The 16,530-nt window shown below is 73.7% G+C and carries 14 protein-coding genes and 1 pseudogene; 7 read left to right on the top strand and 8 right to left on the bottom strand.

Annotated elements, in window-relative coordinates; genetic code table 11:
- The first annotated feature begins 250 nt into the window (after positions 1–250).
- Together AB0H83_RS39125 and AB0H83_RS39120 are read left to right on the top strand one after the other, a co-directional pair.
- Positions 251–1,528: a GAF domain-containing protein gene (locus tag AB0H83_RS39125; protein ID WP_360104447.1), complete on the top strand. Its 1,278-nt coding sequence runs from the start codon at positions 251–253 to the stop codon at positions 1,526–1,528.
- 309 nt (positions 1,529–1,837) lie between these two features.
- A complete protein-coding gene (locus tag AB0H83_RS39120; protein WP_360104444.1) occupies positions 1,838–2,917 on the top strand; it encodes a cellulose binding domain-containing protein in 1,080 nt (359 codons plus the stop codon).
- A 90-nt stretch (positions 2,918–3,007) separates the two neighbouring features.
- Here AB0H83_RS39120 and AB0H83_RS39115 read toward each other — a convergent pair whose 3' ends face one another.
- A complete protein-coding gene (locus AB0H83_RS39115; protein WP_360104441.1) occupies positions 3,008–3,250 on the bottom strand; it encodes a hypothetical protein in 243 nt (80 codons plus the stop codon).
- A 194-nt stretch (positions 3,251–3,444) separates the two neighbouring features.
- Between AB0H83_RS39115 and AB0H83_RS39110 the strand changes: the two genes are divergently transcribed.
- From AB0H83_RS39110 to AB0H83_RS39095, 4 genes are all read left to right on the top strand, one after another.
- Positions 3,445–4,713, top strand: a complete 1,269-nt coding sequence (locus AB0H83_RS39110; protein WP_360104438.1) for a sensor domain-containing protein — start codon at positions 3,445–3,447, stop codon at positions 4,711–4,713.
- Positions 4,701–5,360 carry a response regulator transcription factor gene (locus AB0H83_RS39105; RefSeq protein WP_360104435.1) on the top strand — a complete coding sequence of 220 codons (660 nt, stop codon included), beginning with the start codon at positions 4,701–4,703 and terminating at the stop codon, positions 5,358–5,360. Before AB0H83_RS39110 ends, AB0H83_RS39105 begins: the two co-directional genes overlap by 13 nt.
- 112 nt (positions 5,361–5,472) lie before the next feature.
- Complete coding sequence (locus AB0H83_RS39100) at positions 5,473–6,240, top strand: ABC transporter ATP-binding protein (protein ID WP_360104432.1); 768 nt, start codon at positions 5,473–5,475, stop codon at positions 6,238–6,240.
- A gap of 83 nt (positions 6,241–6,323) precedes the next feature.
- Positions 6,324–8,825, top strand: a complete 2,502-nt coding sequence (locus tag AB0H83_RS39095) for an FtsX-like permease family protein (RefSeq protein WP_360104429.1) — start codon at positions 6,324–6,326, stop codon at positions 8,823–8,825.
- A 55-nt stretch (positions 8,826–8,880) separates the two neighbouring features.
- Here the strand turns inward: AB0H83_RS39095 and AB0H83_RS39090 are convergent, their stop codons facing one another.
- The 5 genes and pseudogenes from AB0H83_RS39090 to AB0H83_RS39070 form a co-directional block, all read right to left on the bottom strand.
- Complete coding sequence (locus AB0H83_RS39090; protein ID WP_360104426.1) at positions 8,881–9,369, bottom strand: hypothetical protein; 489 nt, start codon at positions 9,367–9,369, stop codon at positions 8,881–8,883.
- Positions 9,370–9,472: 103 nt separating this feature from the next.
- Positions 9,473–9,706, bottom strand: a pseudogene (locus AB0H83_RS39085) (nitroreductase family protein); the annotation flags it as partial.
- An 87-nt stretch (positions 9,707–9,793) separates the two neighbouring features.
- Positions 9,794–10,681 (bottom strand): SRPBCC domain-containing protein, encoded by an 888-nt coding sequence (locus tag AB0H83_RS39080; RefSeq protein ID WP_360104423.1) that lies wholly within the window; start codon positions 10,679–10,681, stop codon positions 9,794–9,796.
- The gene (locus tag AB0H83_RS39075) at positions 10,668–11,231 is read right to left on the bottom strand and encodes a helix-turn-helix domain-containing protein (RefSeq protein WP_360104420.1); all 564 of its coding nucleotides are present in this window, start codon (positions 11,229–11,231) and stop codon (positions 10,668–10,670) included. The genes AB0H83_RS39080 and AB0H83_RS39075 overlap by 14 nt, the downstream gene beginning before the upstream one ends.
- Positions 11,232–12,288: 1,057 nt before the next feature.
- Positions 12,289–13,836, bottom strand: coding sequence for an FAD-dependent monooxygenase (locus AB0H83_RS39070; RefSeq protein WP_360104418.1), 1,548 nt, complete (start codon positions 13,834–13,836; stop codon positions 12,289–12,291).
- Positions 13,837–14,073: 237 nt separating this feature from the next.
- Here AB0H83_RS39070 and soxR point away from each other — a divergent pair, with 237 nt between their 5' ends.
- Entirely contained in the window at positions 14,074–14,538 is a 465-nt protein-coding gene (gene soxR / locus AB0H83_RS39065) for a redox-sensitive transcriptional activator SoxR (RefSeq protein WP_360104415.1), read from the top strand.
- A gap of 2 nt (positions 14,539–14,540) precedes the next feature.
- Here soxR and fdxA read toward each other — a convergent pair whose 3' ends face one another.
- Together fdxA and AB0H83_RS39055 are read right to left on the bottom strand one after the other, a co-directional pair.
- Positions 14,541–14,864: a ferredoxin gene (gene fdxA / locus AB0H83_RS39060; RefSeq protein ID WP_360104412.1), complete on the bottom strand. Its 324-nt coding sequence runs from the start codon at positions 14,862–14,864 to the stop codon at positions 14,541–14,543.
- Between the two features lie 43 nt (positions 14,865–14,907).
- On the bottom strand, positions 14,908–16,350 hold the full coding sequence (locus AB0H83_RS39055; protein ID WP_360104409.1) for an FAD-binding oxidoreductase: 1,443 nt from the start codon (positions 16,348–16,350) through the stop codon (positions 14,908–14,910).
- Positions 16,351–16,530 lie beyond the last annotated feature (180 nt).

Below are 16,530 nucleotides of genomic sequence, written 5' to 3'. Positions count from 1 at the left end.
CACCCTCAAGTTCAACGGCACCGAGGACTCCTCCCTGCAGACCTCCTTCGTCCTGGACGACCTGGCCGTCACCGTCAGCTGAGCACCACCACGCATCACCGCGTACCACTGCCGCCGCATGGTCCCGGCCCGGATCCGGGGCCATGCGGTGGTGTCCCTACCGGTCTTTGCCGTGTCCGGTGGCCGTGGCCACCGGTCGATGAGACCATCGGTGCTTGCACGCACCGGAAGATCAGGGACGGACCAGGACATGACGACGGTATCGGGGCAGCCGCCGGCCGCCGCGGCACAGGACGGCCAGGAGGACCTGCGGGCGCTGTCCGGCCGATCCACCGCCCTGTTCGCCGCGCTCACCGGGGCGGCGCACGTCGTGGAGACGGCCAACCCGACGTTCCTCGCGCTCGCCGGCGGGGAGGGCGCGCACCCCGGGGTCCCGCTCGCGCAGCTGCTGCCCCAACTGGTCGACCAGGGCGTCATCGCCGTGCTGGACGAGGTCTACCGCACGGGCGAGCCCGCCACCGGCCGCGACGTGCGGGTCGTACTGGGCACCGGCCCGCACGCCAGGGAGGCCCGTTTCGACGTCACGTACGAGCCGCGCCGCAACGCCGGCGGGACCGTGACCGGCATCTGGCTGATCGGCGTGGAGACCACCCACGTCAGGCATGCCCAGCTGCTGATGGCCGAGCAGCGGGCCCTGCTGGAGCAGATCGCCCGGCAGGCGCCGCTGGCCGAGGTCCTCGACGGGATGGCCCGCAGCATCGAGCAGCTCGCCCCGCAGGAGGTGCTCGTCTCGGTGCTGCTCGCCGACCCCGACGGCCGGCACCTGCGCCACGGCGCCGCACCCAGCCTGCCCGGCTTCTACAACGAGGCCATCGACGGGATCGCCACCGGCGAGGGCGTCGGCTCGTGCGGCACCGCCGCGCACCGGCGGGAGCCGGTCGTCGTCACCGACATCGCCACCGACCCGTTCTGGGCCGGCTTCCGGGATCTCGCGGGGCGGGCCGGGCTGGCCGCCTGCTGGTCCACGCCGATCCTCGCCCGCGACGGCGCGCTGCTCGGCACGTTCGCCATGTACCACCGCACGCCGCGCGTGCCGCAGGAGGCCGACCTCGCCCTCGCCCGGGTCTTCGCCGGCACCGCGGCCCTGGCCATCGAACGTCACAACAGCGAGCAGGCGCAGCGGGCCGCCGAGGCCGAGGCCGAGGCGGCCCGCGACGAGCTGGCCAGGGCGGTGCTCGCCGAGCGGCAGCTGCGGGCCGAGGCCGAGCAGCGCGCCACTGCCGCCGCGCAGCTCGCCGAGCAGATGCGGGCGGCCGCCGCCGCGCAGGCCGCGACGCCGCACCCCGAGCACTGCCAGCTCGGCGGCGCCCAGGGCTGCGACGAACCGGCCGAGGTCAAGATCGCCGACTCGTGGGGCGACTCGGCGTGGGGCTGCCCCGTCCACGTCGAGGAGGCGATCCTCAACGTGCGGTCGGTGTTCATCGCCAGCGAGGAGCTCGGCGGCCTGGCCGCCTACGTCCACCGCTGACCGGACCCCGGGGAGCCGCTCGGCAGGTGCCCGCGGGGGGCTGCGGGCCGCGTACGCCGCCGGTCCGGACCGCGTCTTCCTCATCAGCGCCGTCATCGCCGGCGTGGTGGTCCTTGCCCTGCTGCGCCCGCGTGCCCTTTGCCGCGCGGGCCCGCTGGCGCATGTACGTTTCACGCCCGGGACAACCCATTGACCTGCGTAAACAGGAATTGACGCGCGGCGGCTTCGTCCCCGGGCCGCGAATTGCCTAGCGTCCGCTTCCAGGAACGCTCCGCTCAGGCGCTCCATTGACGCAGGCAAGGAGGCAGCATGAAGAAGACGCTGCGCGCCGCCGCCGTGACCGGGCTGCTCGCCGCAGGCCTGGTCGCGGTGGTGGGGACCGCACAGCCGGCCAGCGCCGACACGCAGATCTGCGAGACCTACGGGTCGACCACGATCGGCGGCCGGTACGTGGTCATGAACAACAACTGGGGTAACAGCGCCACCCAGTGCATCAACGTGACGAGCACCGGGTTCTCGATCACGCAGATCAACGCGAACAAGCCGACCAACGGGGCGCCCGCGTCGTACCCGGCCATCTACGTCGGCTGCCACTACAGCAACTGCTCGCCCGGCACCAACCTGCCGATGCAGATCAGCGCCATCAGCTCGGCGCAGACCAGCATCAGCTACAGCTACATCAACGGTGCCACCTACGACGCGGCGTACGACATCTGGCTCGACCCGACGCCGAAGACCAACGGCGTGAACGCGACCGAGATCATGATCTGGTTCAACCGTCAGGGCTCGATCCAGCCGGTCGGCGGCCAGGTGGGCTCGACGTCGATCGCCGGCCGCACGTGGGAGGTCTGGCAGGGCAACAACGGCGGCAACGACGTGATCTCCTACGTCTCGCCGTCGGCGATCGGCAGCTGGAGCTTCGACGCGAAGGCGTTCATCAACGACGTCATCGCCCGCGGCAAGGCCACCACCTCGTGGTACCTGACCAGCATGCAGGCCGGGTTCGAGCCGTGGATCGGCGGCCAGGGCCTCGCCGTCACCGCGTTCTCCGCCACCATCAACGGCGGTGGCGGTGGCGGCGGAGGTGGCGGTGGCGGTACGGCCGGCTGCGCCGCGACGTACCGGAGCATCAACAGCTGGCCGGGCGGCTTCCAGGGCGAGGTGACCGTGCGCAACACCGGCACGTCCACGATCTCCGGCTGGAGCACCACCTGGTCCGGCGCCAGCGCCACGATCAGCTCGCTGTGGAACGGCCGCGTCACGGCCACCTCGCCGGTGACGGTCCGCAACGAGGCGTACAACGGATCGCTGGGCGCGAACGCGTCCACCACGTACGGCTTCACCGCCAGCGGCACCGCGCCGTCGTCGGTGAGCTGCACGGCCGCGTAGCTCCACCCGTACCGCACGCCGCACCAACGCACCGGCCGCCGCCGGATCCCGTCGCTTCCCGGGATCCGGCGGCGGCCGGCGTTTCCGCGCTCAACGGGCGCGGTGCCGGTAGTGGTGCACGACGAGCGCCGCGGCGCAGGCCAGGGTGACCAGCCCGAGGCCGACGCCGACGAACGCGTTGCCGCCGGTGGTGTTCACGGTCGCGTTCGCCGCGGCGCTGACGATCAGCAGCGCCCACAGCGCGGGGCGCAGCAGGCCGCCGCGGGCGTCGCGGGCGTCGCGGTCCGGCGTGCCGGCGGTCTCGGACGGGGTGAGGCGGTACCGGTCGGTCATGACGGGACTCCGTAACGTGTGCGGTTGGCGATGACCCAACGCTATGCATCCGCCCGGCCGGCGGCGATCCAGCCAGCGAGCCGGCCGTGGTACAGCGGGCTGTACCTGTTCGCGGTACAGCAGGCTGTACCTTTTCGCCCGCGACGCGCGGGAGCCGGCTGCCCTCGCCTATCGTCACTGCCGGGGAGGTGCGCATGCCGGACAGCGAGACCGCGGGGGACACGGGCCGCGGCGTGCGGCAGTACCTGCGGCACCGCACCCGCGTGACCGTCGACGCCCTCGAGCACCTCGTCGGCGGCCTCGGCACCGCCGTCCTCGCCCTGGCCGCGGTGCTGCTGCTGGTCGTGGTGGCCGTCGCCTGCCTGGTCGGCGTCGGGCTGGTGGTGGTGCCCTCGGCGCTGCAGGCGGTGCGCTCGGCCGCCGACCGGGAGCGGGCCAGGCTGTCGCGGTGGGGCGCTGCCCTGCCGCTGCCGCCGCCGGTCCCGGCCGGCCTGCGCGCCGCGCTGCGCGACCCGTGGGTGCGCCGCGACACCGCATTCGTCGCCACGCACGGCACGGCCGGGTTCGCGCTCGGCCTGATCGGCGTGTCCCTGCCGCTCAGCGCCGTGCAGTACCTGCTGTTCCCGCTGTACTACTGGCTGGTGCCGCCGGACGCGGGCGGTCCCGGCTTCGTGGACTGGCGCATCGACGGGCTGCCCGACGCGCTCGCGGTGGCGCTGATCGGCGTCGGCTGCCTCGCCGTGTCCGTCGCGCTCTGCCCCAGGCTGGCCCACCTGCAGGCGGTGCCGGGCCGGCGGCTGCTGGCGCCGCCGCGCGACGTCGACGTGTCGCTGCGCATCGCCGAGCTCACCGCCACCCGCGCGGCCGCGCTGGACGCCCACGCGGTCGAGCTGCGCCGCATCGAACGGTCACTGCACGACGGGGCGCAGAACCGCCTGGTCGCGGTCACCGTGCTGCTCGGCGCCGCCCGGCGCGCCCTGGCCCGGGATCCGGTCGTGGCGGGGGAGATCCTGGACCGCGCGCACGACGCCGCCGAGCTGGCCCTCGCCGAGCTGCGCACGGTGGTGCGCGGCATCCTGCCGCCGGTGCTCGACGACCGGGGCCTCGCCGGCGCCCTCGACGGTCTGGCCGCGGGCTGCGGCGTGCCGTGCACGGTGGACGTCGACGTCCCGGGCCGGTGCGCGGCGTCGGTGGAGGCGACCGCGTACTTCGTCGTCGCGGAGGCGCTCACGAACGTGGCCCGGCACAGCGGCGCCACCGCGGCCGCCGTCGCCGTGCGCCGCGACGGCGACCGGCTGCAGGTGAGCGTGGCCGACGACGGCCGCGGCGGCGCCGACGAAGGCCACGGCTCCGGCATCGGCGGCATCCGCCGGCGGGTCGAGGCCCACGACGGCCGGTTCACCCTGACCAGCCCACCCGGTGGGCCGACGACGATACTCGTGGAGCTGCCGTGCGGATCGTGATCGCCGAGGACGACGCCCTGCTGCGGGAGGGCCTGGCGCTGCTGTTGCGGGCCGAGTCGCTCGATGTGGTGGCCACCACCGACGCGCCGGCACCGTTCCTGGCCGCCGTGGACGAGCACCGCCCGGACGTCGCGATCGTCGACGTGCGGATGCCACCGACCCACACCGACGAGGGCATCGTGGCCGCCGTCGAGGCCCGGCGCCGCCATCCGGGCCTCGCGGTGCTGGTGCTGTCGGCGTACGTGGAGCAGGCGTTCGCCACGGACCTGCTGGCCGGCGGCGCACAGGGCCTCGGCTACCTGCTGAAGGAGCGCGTCGGGCGGGTCGAGGAGTTCCTCGCCGCGCTGCACCGCGTCGCCGGCGGCGGCACGGCCGTCGACCCGGAGGTCGTCGGCCAGCTGCTGGCCCGCAGCCGCCCCGACAGCACGCTGAGCCGGCTCAGCCCTCGCGAACGGGACGTGCTCGCCCTCATGGCGGAAGGGCTCGGCAACACGGCCGTCGCGGAGCGCCTGTTCGTCACCGAAGGGGCCGTGCACAAGCACATCCGCAGCATCTTCGCCAAGCTCGACCTGGCGCCGGACGACCGCGCCGACCGGCGGGTGACGGCGGTCCTGCGCTACCTGGAGGAGACCCAGCGCCGGCGGTAGTACAGCCTGCTGTACCACGGCTGGCCGGTACGCTGCATCGACCGCGCTCCGCCGCCGCCATAGCGTTTTCCGTGTCAGCACCCTTGCTCAGACACGGAAAAGAGGCCTTCCCATGTCCGTCCATGTTGGACAGTTCGCCGAGGCGGCGGTCCGCGTCGAACGGCTCACCCGCACGTACGGCACCGGGCCGCAGGCGGTCACCGCGCTCGCCGGCGTCGACGTGACGTTCCACCCCGGGACGTTCACGGCGGTGATGGGGCCGTCCGGATCCGGCAAGAGCACGCTGCTGCAGACCGCCGCGGGCCTGGACCGCGCCACGTCCGGCCGGGTGTGGGTCGGCGCCACCGAGCTGACCGGGCTGTCGGAGACGAGGCTGACGAAGCTGCGCCGGGACCAGATCGGCTTCGTCTTCCAGGCGTTCAACCTCGTCGCCGCGCTCACCGTGGAGGAGAACATCGTGCTGCCGCTGCGCCTGTCGGGCGCCCGGCCGGACCACGCGTGGCTGAACCACGTCATCGACCGGGTCGGGCTGCGGGAGCGCCTGCACCACCGGCCGTCCGCCCTGTCCGGCGGGCAGCAGCAGCGGGTCGCGATCGCCCGGGCCCTCGCCACCCGCCCGGAGGTGATCTTCTGCGACGAGCCGACCGGCGCGCTGGACACCGAGACCGCCGCGGACGTGCTGACCCTGCTGCGCGCCGTCGTCGACGAGCACCGGCAGACGGTCGTCATGGTGACCCACGACCCGGTCGCCGCCTCGTACGCCGACCGGGTCCTGGTGCTCGCCGACGGGCGGATCGTGCGCGACCTGCCGCAGCCCGGTGTGGACCGCATCGCCGAGCAGCTCGCGTCGCTGGGCCGCCGCCGGGCGGTGGCGGCATGACCGGCCCGGAGCGCAGCGGAGGGGCCGGGCATCAGGGGGTGCGGTCCGTCAGGCCGACGCCGGAACGCAGCGGAGGCGGCGGCGTGACCGGGCTCGCCTGGAAGATGCTGCGGCACCGGCCGGGGTCGGCGCTCGCCACGCTCGTCGCTCTCGCCGCCGGCGTCATGATCCTCATGGCGATGGGCGCGCTCGTCGAGTCGGGCCTTCGCCACCGGCCGCCGGCGCCGGTCCGCTACGCCGCCGCCGACGTCGTGGTCGCGCACCGGGACATCACCGTCAGCGTCAAGGAGTTCGACGGTTCGGTGACCCGGTCGTCGGTACGGCTGCCCGAAGGCGGCACCGTGCCGGCCGAACTGGTCGACCGCATCCGCGCGCTGCCCGGCGTGGCGACCGCCGCCGCCGACGACCCGGTGCCGGTCCTGCTGCCCGCCGCATCGACCGCCCTCACCGGGCACGGCTGGTCCAGCGCCGCGCTGGCGCCGTACCGGACCGTCGCCGGAGGCGCCCCCACGGGTGACTCGCAGCTCGCGGCCGACCGGCGGCTCGGGCTCGCCCCCGGCCAGGACGTCGAGCTGCTCGTGGCCGGCACCGCGCGCACCTACCGGGTGAGCGGGGTTGTCGACGGGCCGGTGGCCGCGGTGTTCTTCACCGACGCGCACGCCGCGACCCTGTCGGCGCACCCGGGCCGGGTCGCCGCCGTCGGGGTCGTCGCGGCACCCGGCACCGACGTGGCCGCTCTCGCCGCCGCGGTACGCACCGTCGCCGGCGACGCGGGTGCCACCGTGTACACCGGCGCGGACCGCAGCACCGCCGAGAACTCCGCCGGCAGCGCCGCCGAGGAGGGCGCGCGGGACCTGCTGATCCAGGCCGGCGGCGCGTTCGGCGGCTACGTGGTGCTGCTGATCGTGTTCGTCGTCGCGGCCACCGTCGGGCTGTCGGTGCGCCACCGCCGCCGCGACCTGGCGCTGCTGCGCGCGGTCGCGGCGACCCCCGCCCAGGTCCGCCGGATGATCATGGCGGAGGCGCTGCTGGTGGGGCTTGCCGCGGTCGCCGTCGGCGGGCCCGCCGGGATCCTCGCCACCCGGTGGGTGCGTGACCAGCTCGTCGGTCGCGGGTTCGTGCCCGCCGCGTTCCCGGTGTCGCAGGGGCAGCTCGCCCCGGTCGCGGCGGCCGCGGTCATCACGCTCGTGGCGGTGCTGTCGGCGCTGATCGCCGCGCGGCGGGTCACCGCGATCCGCCCCGTCGAGGCGCTCGGCGAGGTCGCCGTCGAGCCGCCGCGCAGCGGCACGGTCCGGCTCGTGTGCGGCCTCGCCGCCCTCGCCGGTGCCGTCTCGTCAGGTTCGTTCACGCTCGGCGCGGGCGGGCAGGCGGCCCTCGCCGGCGCGATCGGCATGCTGTACCTGTTCGTGACCGCGGTCGGGCTGCTCGCACCGTGGATCAACCGGACCGCCGCGACCGTGCTCGCGCCGGTGCTGCGCACCGTGTGGGGCACCAGCGGGTACCTGGCGACCGCCAACCTGCGGGCGAACGCGCGCGGCATGGCCGTCGTCCTCACCGCGCTGGTGCTGTCCGTCGGGCTCGGCGGATCCGTGTGGTTCCTGCAGGACAACCTGGAGCGGCAGACCCTGGCGCAGAGCCGCGACGGCCTGCTCGCCGAGCACGCGCTCCTCTCCCCGGCCGGGCTGCCGCCCGGTGCGGTCGAGGAGGCGCGCAGGACCCCGGGCGTCCGGGCCGCCACCGCGGTGCGCCGCACGGCGGTCGTCGTGAAGTTCCTCGACGGCGCCGAGACCGTGGGCGCGCAGGCGGTCGACGCGACCGATCTCGCGGCCACGATGGACCTGCGGGTCCGCGAGGGCGACCTGGCGGACCTGGCGGCCGGCACCGTCGCCGCGTCGTCGATCCGGGCCTCGACGCACGGCTGGGACGTCGGCGACCGGGTCGAGTTCTGGCTCGGCGACGGCACGCCGGTGCAGCTGACCCTCGTCGCGATCTACGACCGGGGCCTCGGCTTCGGCGACATCACCCTGACCCGGGACACGGTCGCCGGCCACACCGCCCGCGACCTCGACGACGAGGTCCTGATCCGCGCGGACGGACCGGCGGACCTGGCGGCGCTCGCCGCCCGGCACCCCGGCAGCACGCTCGTCGGCACCGGCGGCCTCACCCGGCGCCTCGCCGACGACCTCGCGGTCAGCGCCTGGCTCAACAAGCTGCTCGTCGGCGTGATGGTCGGCTACGCCGCGCTCGCCGCCGCCAACACGATGGTCATCGCGGCCCTCGCCCGGCGCCGGGAGCTGGCCGTGCTGCGCCTGGCCGGCGTCACCCGCGGCCAGGCCAGGCGGATGGTGCACGCCGAACAGGCCGGGCTGCTCGGCGTCGCGGTCCTGCTCGGCGCCGCGATCGCGCTGGCGACGCTGGCCATGGTCGTCAACTCGGCGACCGGCGAGCCGGTGCCCTACGTCCCGCCGCTGGGCTGGGTCACCGTCGTCGGCGGCACGGCGCTGCTCGCGCTGTTCACCACGGTGCTGCCGATCGGCCGGCTGCTGCGGGTGCCGCCGATCGAGCACATGGGCGTGAAGGAGTAGTGCCCCGGCGCAGCGGTGCGGGCGTCGCCACCGGCGGTGCCCGCACGGCCGCCGGTCAGGCGCGCCGCCAGCCGAGCGCCGGCGCCACCGACCCGACCACGTCGTGCAGGATCTGCTCGTACTGCGCGCGGTCGAACTCGTACGGCAGCTCCAGCCGCAGCTCGTCGACGGCCTGCACCGCGGCGTCGGCCCGCAGCCGGTCCACGATCTCGGCGGTGGTGCCGACGACGTCCGGGGCGAACAGCGTGCGCCGCTCGCCGTGCGGCTTGAGCGTGCGCTCGTGCCGGGCGGCGGCGTATTCGAGGTAGCGGCGCCGGGTCGCCCGGTCGGCGCTGTCCAGCGGCACGACCACCCGCCCCACGGCGATGCGCGACGGGCGGCCGATGATCCGCCGGTACTCGGCGATGTGCGCCAGCTGCGCGGTGACGAAGTCCTCGGTGCCCTCGCCGGAGACGATGTTGCCGGCGAGCAGGTCCAGCCCCGCGTACGGGTCGTCGTCGGGGAAGTTGCCCGGCGTCAGGAAGGCCAGGGTCGTGATGGTCACGCCGACCCCACCGGCCGTGGTGCACGACCTGCCCGATCGGCCGGCGGTCGGGCCTGGCGACCGGGCGCAGCGGCCGGTCCGCGGGGTAGCTGACGCCGATCAGGTACGAGACGGTGTACCCCTCCGGCACGCCGAGGATCGCGCGGGCCGCGTCCTGGTCGCCGACGGACGAGTGCCCGGCGCCGATGCCGAGGTCCGCGGCGGCGACGAGGATGGCGTACGAGGCCTGGCCGAGGTCGAACTGGTCGACCAGCCGGGTGCGCTCGTCGTCGGCGTCGGGCATCACGAGCGCGACGGCGGCCGCGGCGCCGGCGATGTGCTGGGCGCCGCGCCACACCGTCGCCAGCCGCCGCAGCTGGTCGCGGTCGGTGACCACGACGAAGTCGCGGTGCTGGCGGTTGGACGCCGACGGGGCGCCCACCACTCACGCGTCGAACGTGAACATGCCCTCGGGGATGCCGGCGATGTGCATCTCGCGCCAGATGGAGCGCCAGACCGGCAGCTCGTGGTAGCGCCGCAGCGCGGCGGAGCCGCTGAGCCAGCCGGCCCAGCCCGGGTACGGCGGGTTCTCGGGGTCGAAGCCGCTGTGCATCACGGTGAGCCGGGTCCTGCCGCCGGTGCCTTCCAGCTCCCAGCGCTCGGTCATGCCGTCGGCGAACTCGATGGTCGCCCCGCGGCCCGGGTCGAACTCGACGAACTTGGCGCCGCCCGGGTTCAGCTCGAAACCGCCCATCGCGAAGCGGCCACCCACGTACGGCTCGATGTCGATGTTGACGCCGGACCAGCGGCGGAAGTGCTCCGCGCGGGTCATCGAGTCGAACACGTCGTCCGGTGCCGCGTCGATGACGATCGACGCGCGCAGCTCGCGCGACGTGTAGTCGCATTTCGGGGTCAGCGTGCGCCCGGCCAGGTAGTCGGCGAGGTTGGCGATCGACAGCGTCCAGAACGTCTGCAGCTCGCCGCGGGCGCCGGCCCGGTCGGACAGCACCTCCTCGAAGCTGGGCAGGTCGCTCTGGCTCAGCGTGACCAGCGTGCCGTCCTCGTCCTCCTCCAGCTCGAACTGCGCCGTGGTCTCCACGCCGCCCAGGGTCCAGGCCAGCCGGATGGTGTGCTCGTCGGCGTGCAGCACCCGCTGGTGCGGCTCGGCGCCGTCCGGCGCGTAGCGTCCCCAGAAGGTGTACGTGCCGGGCAGGTCCACCTCGGCGTGCTCGGCCAGCCAGGCGCGCAACGCGGCCGGGTCGGTCAGCGCTTCGTACGTGACTTTCACCGGGGCCGGCACGACTGCCCGGAGGCGCAGGTCAAACTCGGTCATCGGGATCTCCCTTCGGATAGCAGGCGACAGCCAGGCGAAACGCGTCGCCTTCGGCGCCGCCGTACCGGGTGAACAGCTCCTGCAGCGTCTGCTGCAACTCGTCGAGAAACGCCTTACGCTGCTCCGGGCGCACCCGGATCTCGCCGGACACGCCGATCGACGGCAGGTCGGGCCGACTGAGGTCGAGCGCGGCGACGTCCGCCTGCACGTCCTCCATCAGGTCGACCAGGTGGCCGAGGCTGAGCCGGTCTCGGGCCTGCCGCAGGCCGATCCGACCCACCAGGCTCGGGGACAGCCAGTAGGACCGGCCCTCCGCCTGGTAGATCCCCTCGTGGATCCCGCGCACCCGGCGCTCGGCCACCTGCCGGACCAGACCGGCCTCCAGCATGCGTTTCACGTGGTAGTAGACCCGCTGCGGGGTCTGGTCGAGCTCGACCGCCACCTCGGTGCACGACCGGGGCTCGGCGAGCCGCCGCAGCACTTCGATCCGCTGCGGCTTGAGCAGGGCCTCAGCCTGCTCGATCTGTTCGAGGTAGACGACGTCTCTCATAACGAAAATCAGTCTTTACGTAAAAGAACTTTTTGTCAATCCGGTCCACCGTACGCCCGGCGGGCGCATGTCGCCCACCAGCCGCCGTCCCCCCCCCCCCGGTGATCCAAGGCGAGGAATGGCCACCCCAACGACCACCCGCCGACTTCGATCACCAGGCGGCGGGCCGGGCCGACAATCAACGGCACCAAGGCCGCCGCCGCTGCCGCTTGTACGCGTGGAACCGCTTGATCAGTCCACATAGGAGCGGTAGCCGGCCAGGACGCCGGACCGGACCGGCGCGGGCAGCCCGCATCACGGGCAACACGGCCGGACAAGGGCGAATCACGCCGTCCGACCCGAGCCGATCACCGCCCAGCGGGGCAGATTGTGCGCCAGCCGTCGTGCTCCCGGTGATCCAAGGACGAGAACGGCCATCCCGACGACCACCCGGCGACTTCGATCACCGGTCGGTTGGCGGGTCGACAACGGAACGGCACCAAGGCGGCCGCCGCCGGACAGCCCGGACGGGCGGGGCAGGCCGGTCCGGCGCAGTCAGACCGGCGCAGTCAGAAGGGACCGGCGCGGGCATGCCCGGATCGCGGGCAACGGGCCGGATGAGGGCCGGCCACGCCGTTCGACACGAGCCGATCACCGCCCAGCGGGCGCGGGTCGTGCGCCAGCGCCGTGCCCCTGGTGATCCAAGGACGGGAATGGCTACCCCGATGACCACCCGGCGACTTCGATCACCAGGCGGTGGGCGGGCCGACAACCGAACGGCACCAAGGCAGCCGCCGGACAGGCCGGCGCGGGCAGCCGGACCGTGGGCAGGCCGGGCCGCGGGCAATGCGGCTGGACAAGGGCCGATCACGTTCGACACGGGCTGATCACCGTCGGGCGGGGGCGGGTCGTGCGCCAGCCGTCGTGCTCCCGGTGATCCAAGGACAGGAGTGGCCATCCCGGCGACCACCCGGCGACTTCGATCACCGGGCGGCGGGCGCGGGCCGTCCAGGTCGAGGCGGCGCAGCGGGCTGCGGGGCGGGGTCACCGGGGCCGGCTCGGGGCCGTGGCCGTGCGGTCAGAGGACCTCCGCGGCGCCGAACCACCTGGTCAGGGCGGCATCGAGCGTCGGCTGATCGTCGCCGGCCCAGGCGACGTGCCCGTCCGGCCGTAGCAGCACTGCCGGGGCGGCGAGCTCCGTGCCGGCGGCGGTGACGTGGTCGACCCGGCGGGCCCAGCCGCCCACCGAGAGCTGGCCGGCACGGCCGTCCACCGAGAGTTGGCCGGCACGGCCGTCCACCGAGAGCTGGCCGGCCCGGCCGTCCACCGAGGGCCGAGCTGCCCAGCCGTCCGCCGAGACCCGGCCGGTCCGGTCCAGCAGCAGGCCCCTGCCGGTGCGCAGCAGCTCGTACAGCCGGCCCTGCGGCAGTGGTACGTCGCGCAGCCGGCGCCCGAGCAGGGGGTGGCCGGCGCCGAAGTCGTAGCGGACGCCGATCGCGGTGATCTTCTCGATGAGGTACCGGTTGACGTCGTCGAACTCCATCAGCTGAGCCAGCAGGCGGCGGACCGCCTGGGGGCCGGGCTCGGTGCTGGTCAGCAGCATCTGCGCGCGGGTGTTGCTCAGCACGTCGGCGGCCACCGGATGCCGCTCGGCCTCGTAGGTGTCCAGCAGGCCGTCCGGCGCCCAGCCGGCCACCGCCGCCGCCAGCTTCCAGCCGAGGTTGAACGCGTCCTGCAGCCCGAGGTTGAGCCCCTGCCCGCCCATCGGCGGGTGGACGTGCGCGGCGTCCCCGGCCAGGAGGACCCGGCCGACCCGGTACCGCTCGGCCTGGCGGGTCGCGTCGCCGAAGCGGGACAGCCAGCGTGGCGAGTGCACGCCGAAGTCCGTGCCGGCGTACCTGCGCAGCTGCCGCCGGAACTCCTCCAGCGTCGGCGGCGCCGAACGGTCCTCGGCCACGCCATCGGCGGGCACGACCGCCCGGAACACGCCCGGCTTGTCCGACGGCCCGACCCCGAAGCGCCGCTCGGTCCGGCGCACCTCGGCGGTCACCGCGGCGATGACGTCGGGGTCCGCCGTCGCCTCCAGCTCGCCCAGCAGCGTGTCGACCGTTGACGGCTCGCCGGGGAAAGCGACCCCGATCAGCTTGCGGACCGTGCTGCGCCCGCCGTCGCAGCCGACGACGTACCGCGCGCGCAGTGGCCGTACCGTGCTGCCTCCGATGTGGACGGTTACGCCGTCGCCGTCCTGGTCCAGCCCCACCACCGCGCAGCCGCGCCGGATCTCGGCGCCGACGGCGGCCGCGTGCTCGGCGAGCAGCCGGTCGGTCAGTGTCTGCGGGATGCCGAGCACGTACCCGTGCGCGGTGTCCAACCCGTCGGGTGCCGGCTGGTCGATACCCGCGAAGAATCCCCGGATCGGGTGCTGCCGGCCGTGCTGGAGGAACCGCTCCAGCAGCCCTCGCTGATCGAGCACCTCGATGCTGCGCACGTGCAGGCCGAGCGAGCGTACGAACGGCGGCGGCTCGGTGTCGCGCTCCAGCACGAGGACGCCGACGCCCCGCAGCCGCAGCTCAATGGCGAGCATCAGGCCCGTCGGCCCGCCGCCGGCGATGATCACATCGAACATGTCGTCCCCCGTCTCTGTGCCCGGCCGACGATTGTGCGCCACGACCGGTGTCTTGCCGCAAGAGCGGGGGTGCGGTATACGTTAGGAGTGGCAAGGAGTTCACCTCCTTGCCTTTGCTGTGTCAGCAGCCCTGTGCCAGCAGCCTTGTGCCAGCAGCCTTGTGCCAGCAGCCGGGACCGGCGTCGCGGGTCACAACCGTCTTGAGCTCAACCTGGGTTGAGCATCTACGGTCCACGGGTGGCACCTGAGCCGAGCGCACACCTGAAGGACCTGCTCACCGTCGGTGAGGTCACCGCCCGCACCGGGGTGAGTGCGTCCGCCCTGCGGTTCTACGAGGCTGAGGGACTCATCTCGGCCGAGCGCAACAGCAGCAATCAGCGGTTGTACCGGCGGCACATGCTGCGACGCATCTCGCTCGTCCTGGCGGCCCGGCGGCTCGGCATCCCGCTGGCCGAGGTCGCGGTGGTCTTCACGACCCTGCCCGCGGACGGCCCGCCGAGCCATCGGGACTGGGTGCGGCTGTCCCGGGTGTGGAAGAGTGAGCTCGAGGAGCGCCGACTGTACATCATGAACCTCGAGCGCCAGCTCACCGCGTGCATCGGGTGCGGCTGCCTTTCGATGCGGTCGTGCGACCTGCTCAACCCGGACGACCGGCTCGGCACCCGCGGCACCGGACCGGTCCGCCTCAGCGAGCCGGACTGAGCTCAGGTCAGGACCTGCGGTGGCAGGGCCGTCACGTACGCGGGGTCGCCCGGAAGGGGCCCGACCTTCGAGGCGCCGCCGGGCGAGCCGATCCCGGTGAAGAACTCGGCGTTGACGGCGGTGAACGCGCTGAACTCGGCGGGCAGGTCGTCCTCGTAGTAGATGGCCTCGACCGGGCAGACCGGCTCGCAGGCGCCGCAGTCGGTGCATTCGTCGGGCTGGATGTAGAGCATGCGGTTGCCCTCGTAGATGCAGTCGATGGGGCACTCGTCGACGCATGCCTTGTCCATCAGGTCCACGCACGGCAACGCGATCACGTAGGTCATGCCGCGGAGATTAGGAGCTCAACCGCACTTGAGCACAAGCGCGTCAGGAACTGCTGGCCGCCGGCCTGATATTGTTGTTCAGCCGGAAACAGTTGTCGGGGTCGAAGTCCCGCTTAACCCGGGCGAGCCGGTCGAGGTTCCCGGCGAACGCCGTCTGCCGGCCCGCGCTGTCCAGGTCCAGGTCGCTGCTGAAGTTGAGGTACGTGCCGCTCGCCGAGGGCAGGGCGTTCACCTCGTCGAAGGCGTCCCGCACCCACCGCATGTTGGCCTCGGTGTCGGCGGCGTCGGTCCAGTTGCCGTCGATGCTCACGATGTACTGCGCACTGCGGTCGCCGAAGGCGGTGTCGTTCGCCCCCACGCGCTGCACGGCGCCGCCCATCTGCGGCACGTGGACCAGGGTGGTGGGGTGCGGCCGGTCGAGCCCTCTGCGCAGCACCACCCCGAGCACGTCGTCGCCGAGCTCGCGCACGGTCACCGACTTCCAGTAGCTGCGCAGCTGCCCCTTCGGGAACATCCAGTCCAGGAGCCGCTGCACGTCCCGGAACGGCCGCGGCCCGCTCAGATCTGCGAGCGGGGTACCGAACCGGCCGACCGGTCCGAGGATCGTCGTGGCGTCCTCGGGCGGACCCGCGTACACGGCGGCGGTGATGAACACGTCGCGGTTCTGCACCTCCTGCGGCAGCAGCGGCGTGGCGGGCATCGACCAGAACATGGCGCGGCTGGTGACCTCGTCCGGCAGGCCGGCCGTCCAGTCCCGCCAGGCCGGCAGGATCTCCTCCGCGTCGGCCGCGGCGTACATCGCGGCCCCGTACATGACGACGGGTCCGACCGGGTGGGCGTGGAACTCGAAGGCGGTGACGACGCCGAAGTTGCCACCGCCGCCGCGCAGCGCCCAGAAGAGCTCCTCGTGCTCGGTCTCGCTGGCGCGCAGGAGCGCCCCGTCGGCCGTGACGATCTCGACGGCGGCCAGGTTGTCGCAGGTGAGGCCGTACTTGCGGTGCAGCCACCCGAGCCCGCCGCCGAGCGTCAGGCCGGCGACGCCGGTGGTGGACACGACGCCGCCCGGCACGGCCAGGCCGAACATCTGCGTCTCCCGGTCGACGTCGCCCCAGGTCGCGCCGGCCTGGACGCGGACGAGCCGCTCGGCGGGGTTCACCCACACGCCCCGCATCGCCGAGAGGTCGATCATCATGGCCTCGTCGCAGGCGCAGTGGCCCGCGATGCCGTGGCCGCCGCCGCGCACGGCGACCAGCAGATCGCGCTCACGGGCGAGCCCCACCGCGTCGATCACGTCCGCCGCTCCGGAGCACCGGGCGATGAGTCCGGGGTGCCGGTCGAACATGCCGTTGTGCACGGCACGGCTCTCGTCGTAGCCGGGGTCGTCCGGTGTGATGAGCGGGCCCTGGAAGGCCGTCCGGAGTTCGTCGATCCGCTCGTCGGCGACCGCCGTCCGGCCGCCGTCGCGGGTGCGGAGCGTCATCGTCATCGCCTGGTCCTCCAGCCGGTCGGGTCCCGAATCCCTGCGTCTATCACCGGTGATCCGGGCCTTAAACACCCTGAGCCGGGGGTCTGGGGGCGGATCGGGCCTGCTCCCCGGACGAACAGCGCCGTATTGATGTAATCTGCCATCGCTGTGTCGATCCGAGCGTTCGCCCTGTCGGCCGCA

Source organism: Dactylosporangium sp. NPDC050688, assembly GCF_040654515.1.
Lineage (GTDB): Bacteria > Actinomycetota > Actinomycetes > Mycobacteriales > Micromonosporaceae > Dactylosporangium.
The sequence above is the reverse complement of the archived record's forward strand: the minus strand, read 5'-3'. Positions and strand labels throughout refer to the sequence as shown.

Bases quoted from the DNA above. Each gene is read 5' to 3' on its own strand.
- AB0H83_RS39055 (WP_360104409.1), bottom strand. From the start codon at position 16,350: ATGACGATGACGCTCCGCACCCGCGACGGCGGCCGGACGGCGGTCGCC.
- AB0H83_RS39075 (WP_360104420.1), bottom strand. From the start codon at position 11,231: ATGAGAGACGTCGTCTACCTCGAACAGATCGAGCAGGCTGAGGCCCTG.
- AB0H83_RS39070 (WP_360104418.1), bottom strand. From the start codon at position 13,836: ATGTTCGATGTGATCATCGCCGGCGGCGGGCCGACGGGCCTGATGCTC.
- AB0H83_RS39115 (WP_360104441.1), bottom strand. From the start codon at position 3,250: ATGACCGACCGGTACCGCCTCACCCCGTCCGAGACCGCCGGCACGCCG.
- fdxA (WP_360104412.1), bottom strand. From the start codon at position 14,864: ATGACCTACGTGATCGCGTTGCCGTGCGTGGACCTGATGGACAAGGCA.
- AB0H83_RS39110 (WP_360104438.1), top strand. From the start codon at position 3,445: ATGCCGGACAGCGAGACCGCGGGGGACACGGGCCGCGGCGTGCGGCAG.
- AB0H83_RS39100 (WP_360104432.1), top strand. From the start codon at position 5,473: ATGTCCGTCCATGTTGGACAGTTCGCCGAGGCGGCGGTCCGCGTCGAA.
- AB0H83_RS39120 (WP_360104444.1), top strand. From the start codon at position 1,838: ATGAAGAAGACGCTGCGCGCCGCCGCCGTGACCGGGCTGCTCGCCGCA.
- AB0H83_RS39080 (WP_360104423.1), bottom strand. From the start codon at position 10,681: ATGACCGAGTTTGACCTGCGCCTCCGGGCAGTCGTGCCGGCCCCGGTG.
- AB0H83_RS39125 (WP_360104447.1), top strand. From the start codon at position 251: ATGACGACGGTATCGGGGCAGCCGCCGGCCGCCGCGGCACAGGACGGC.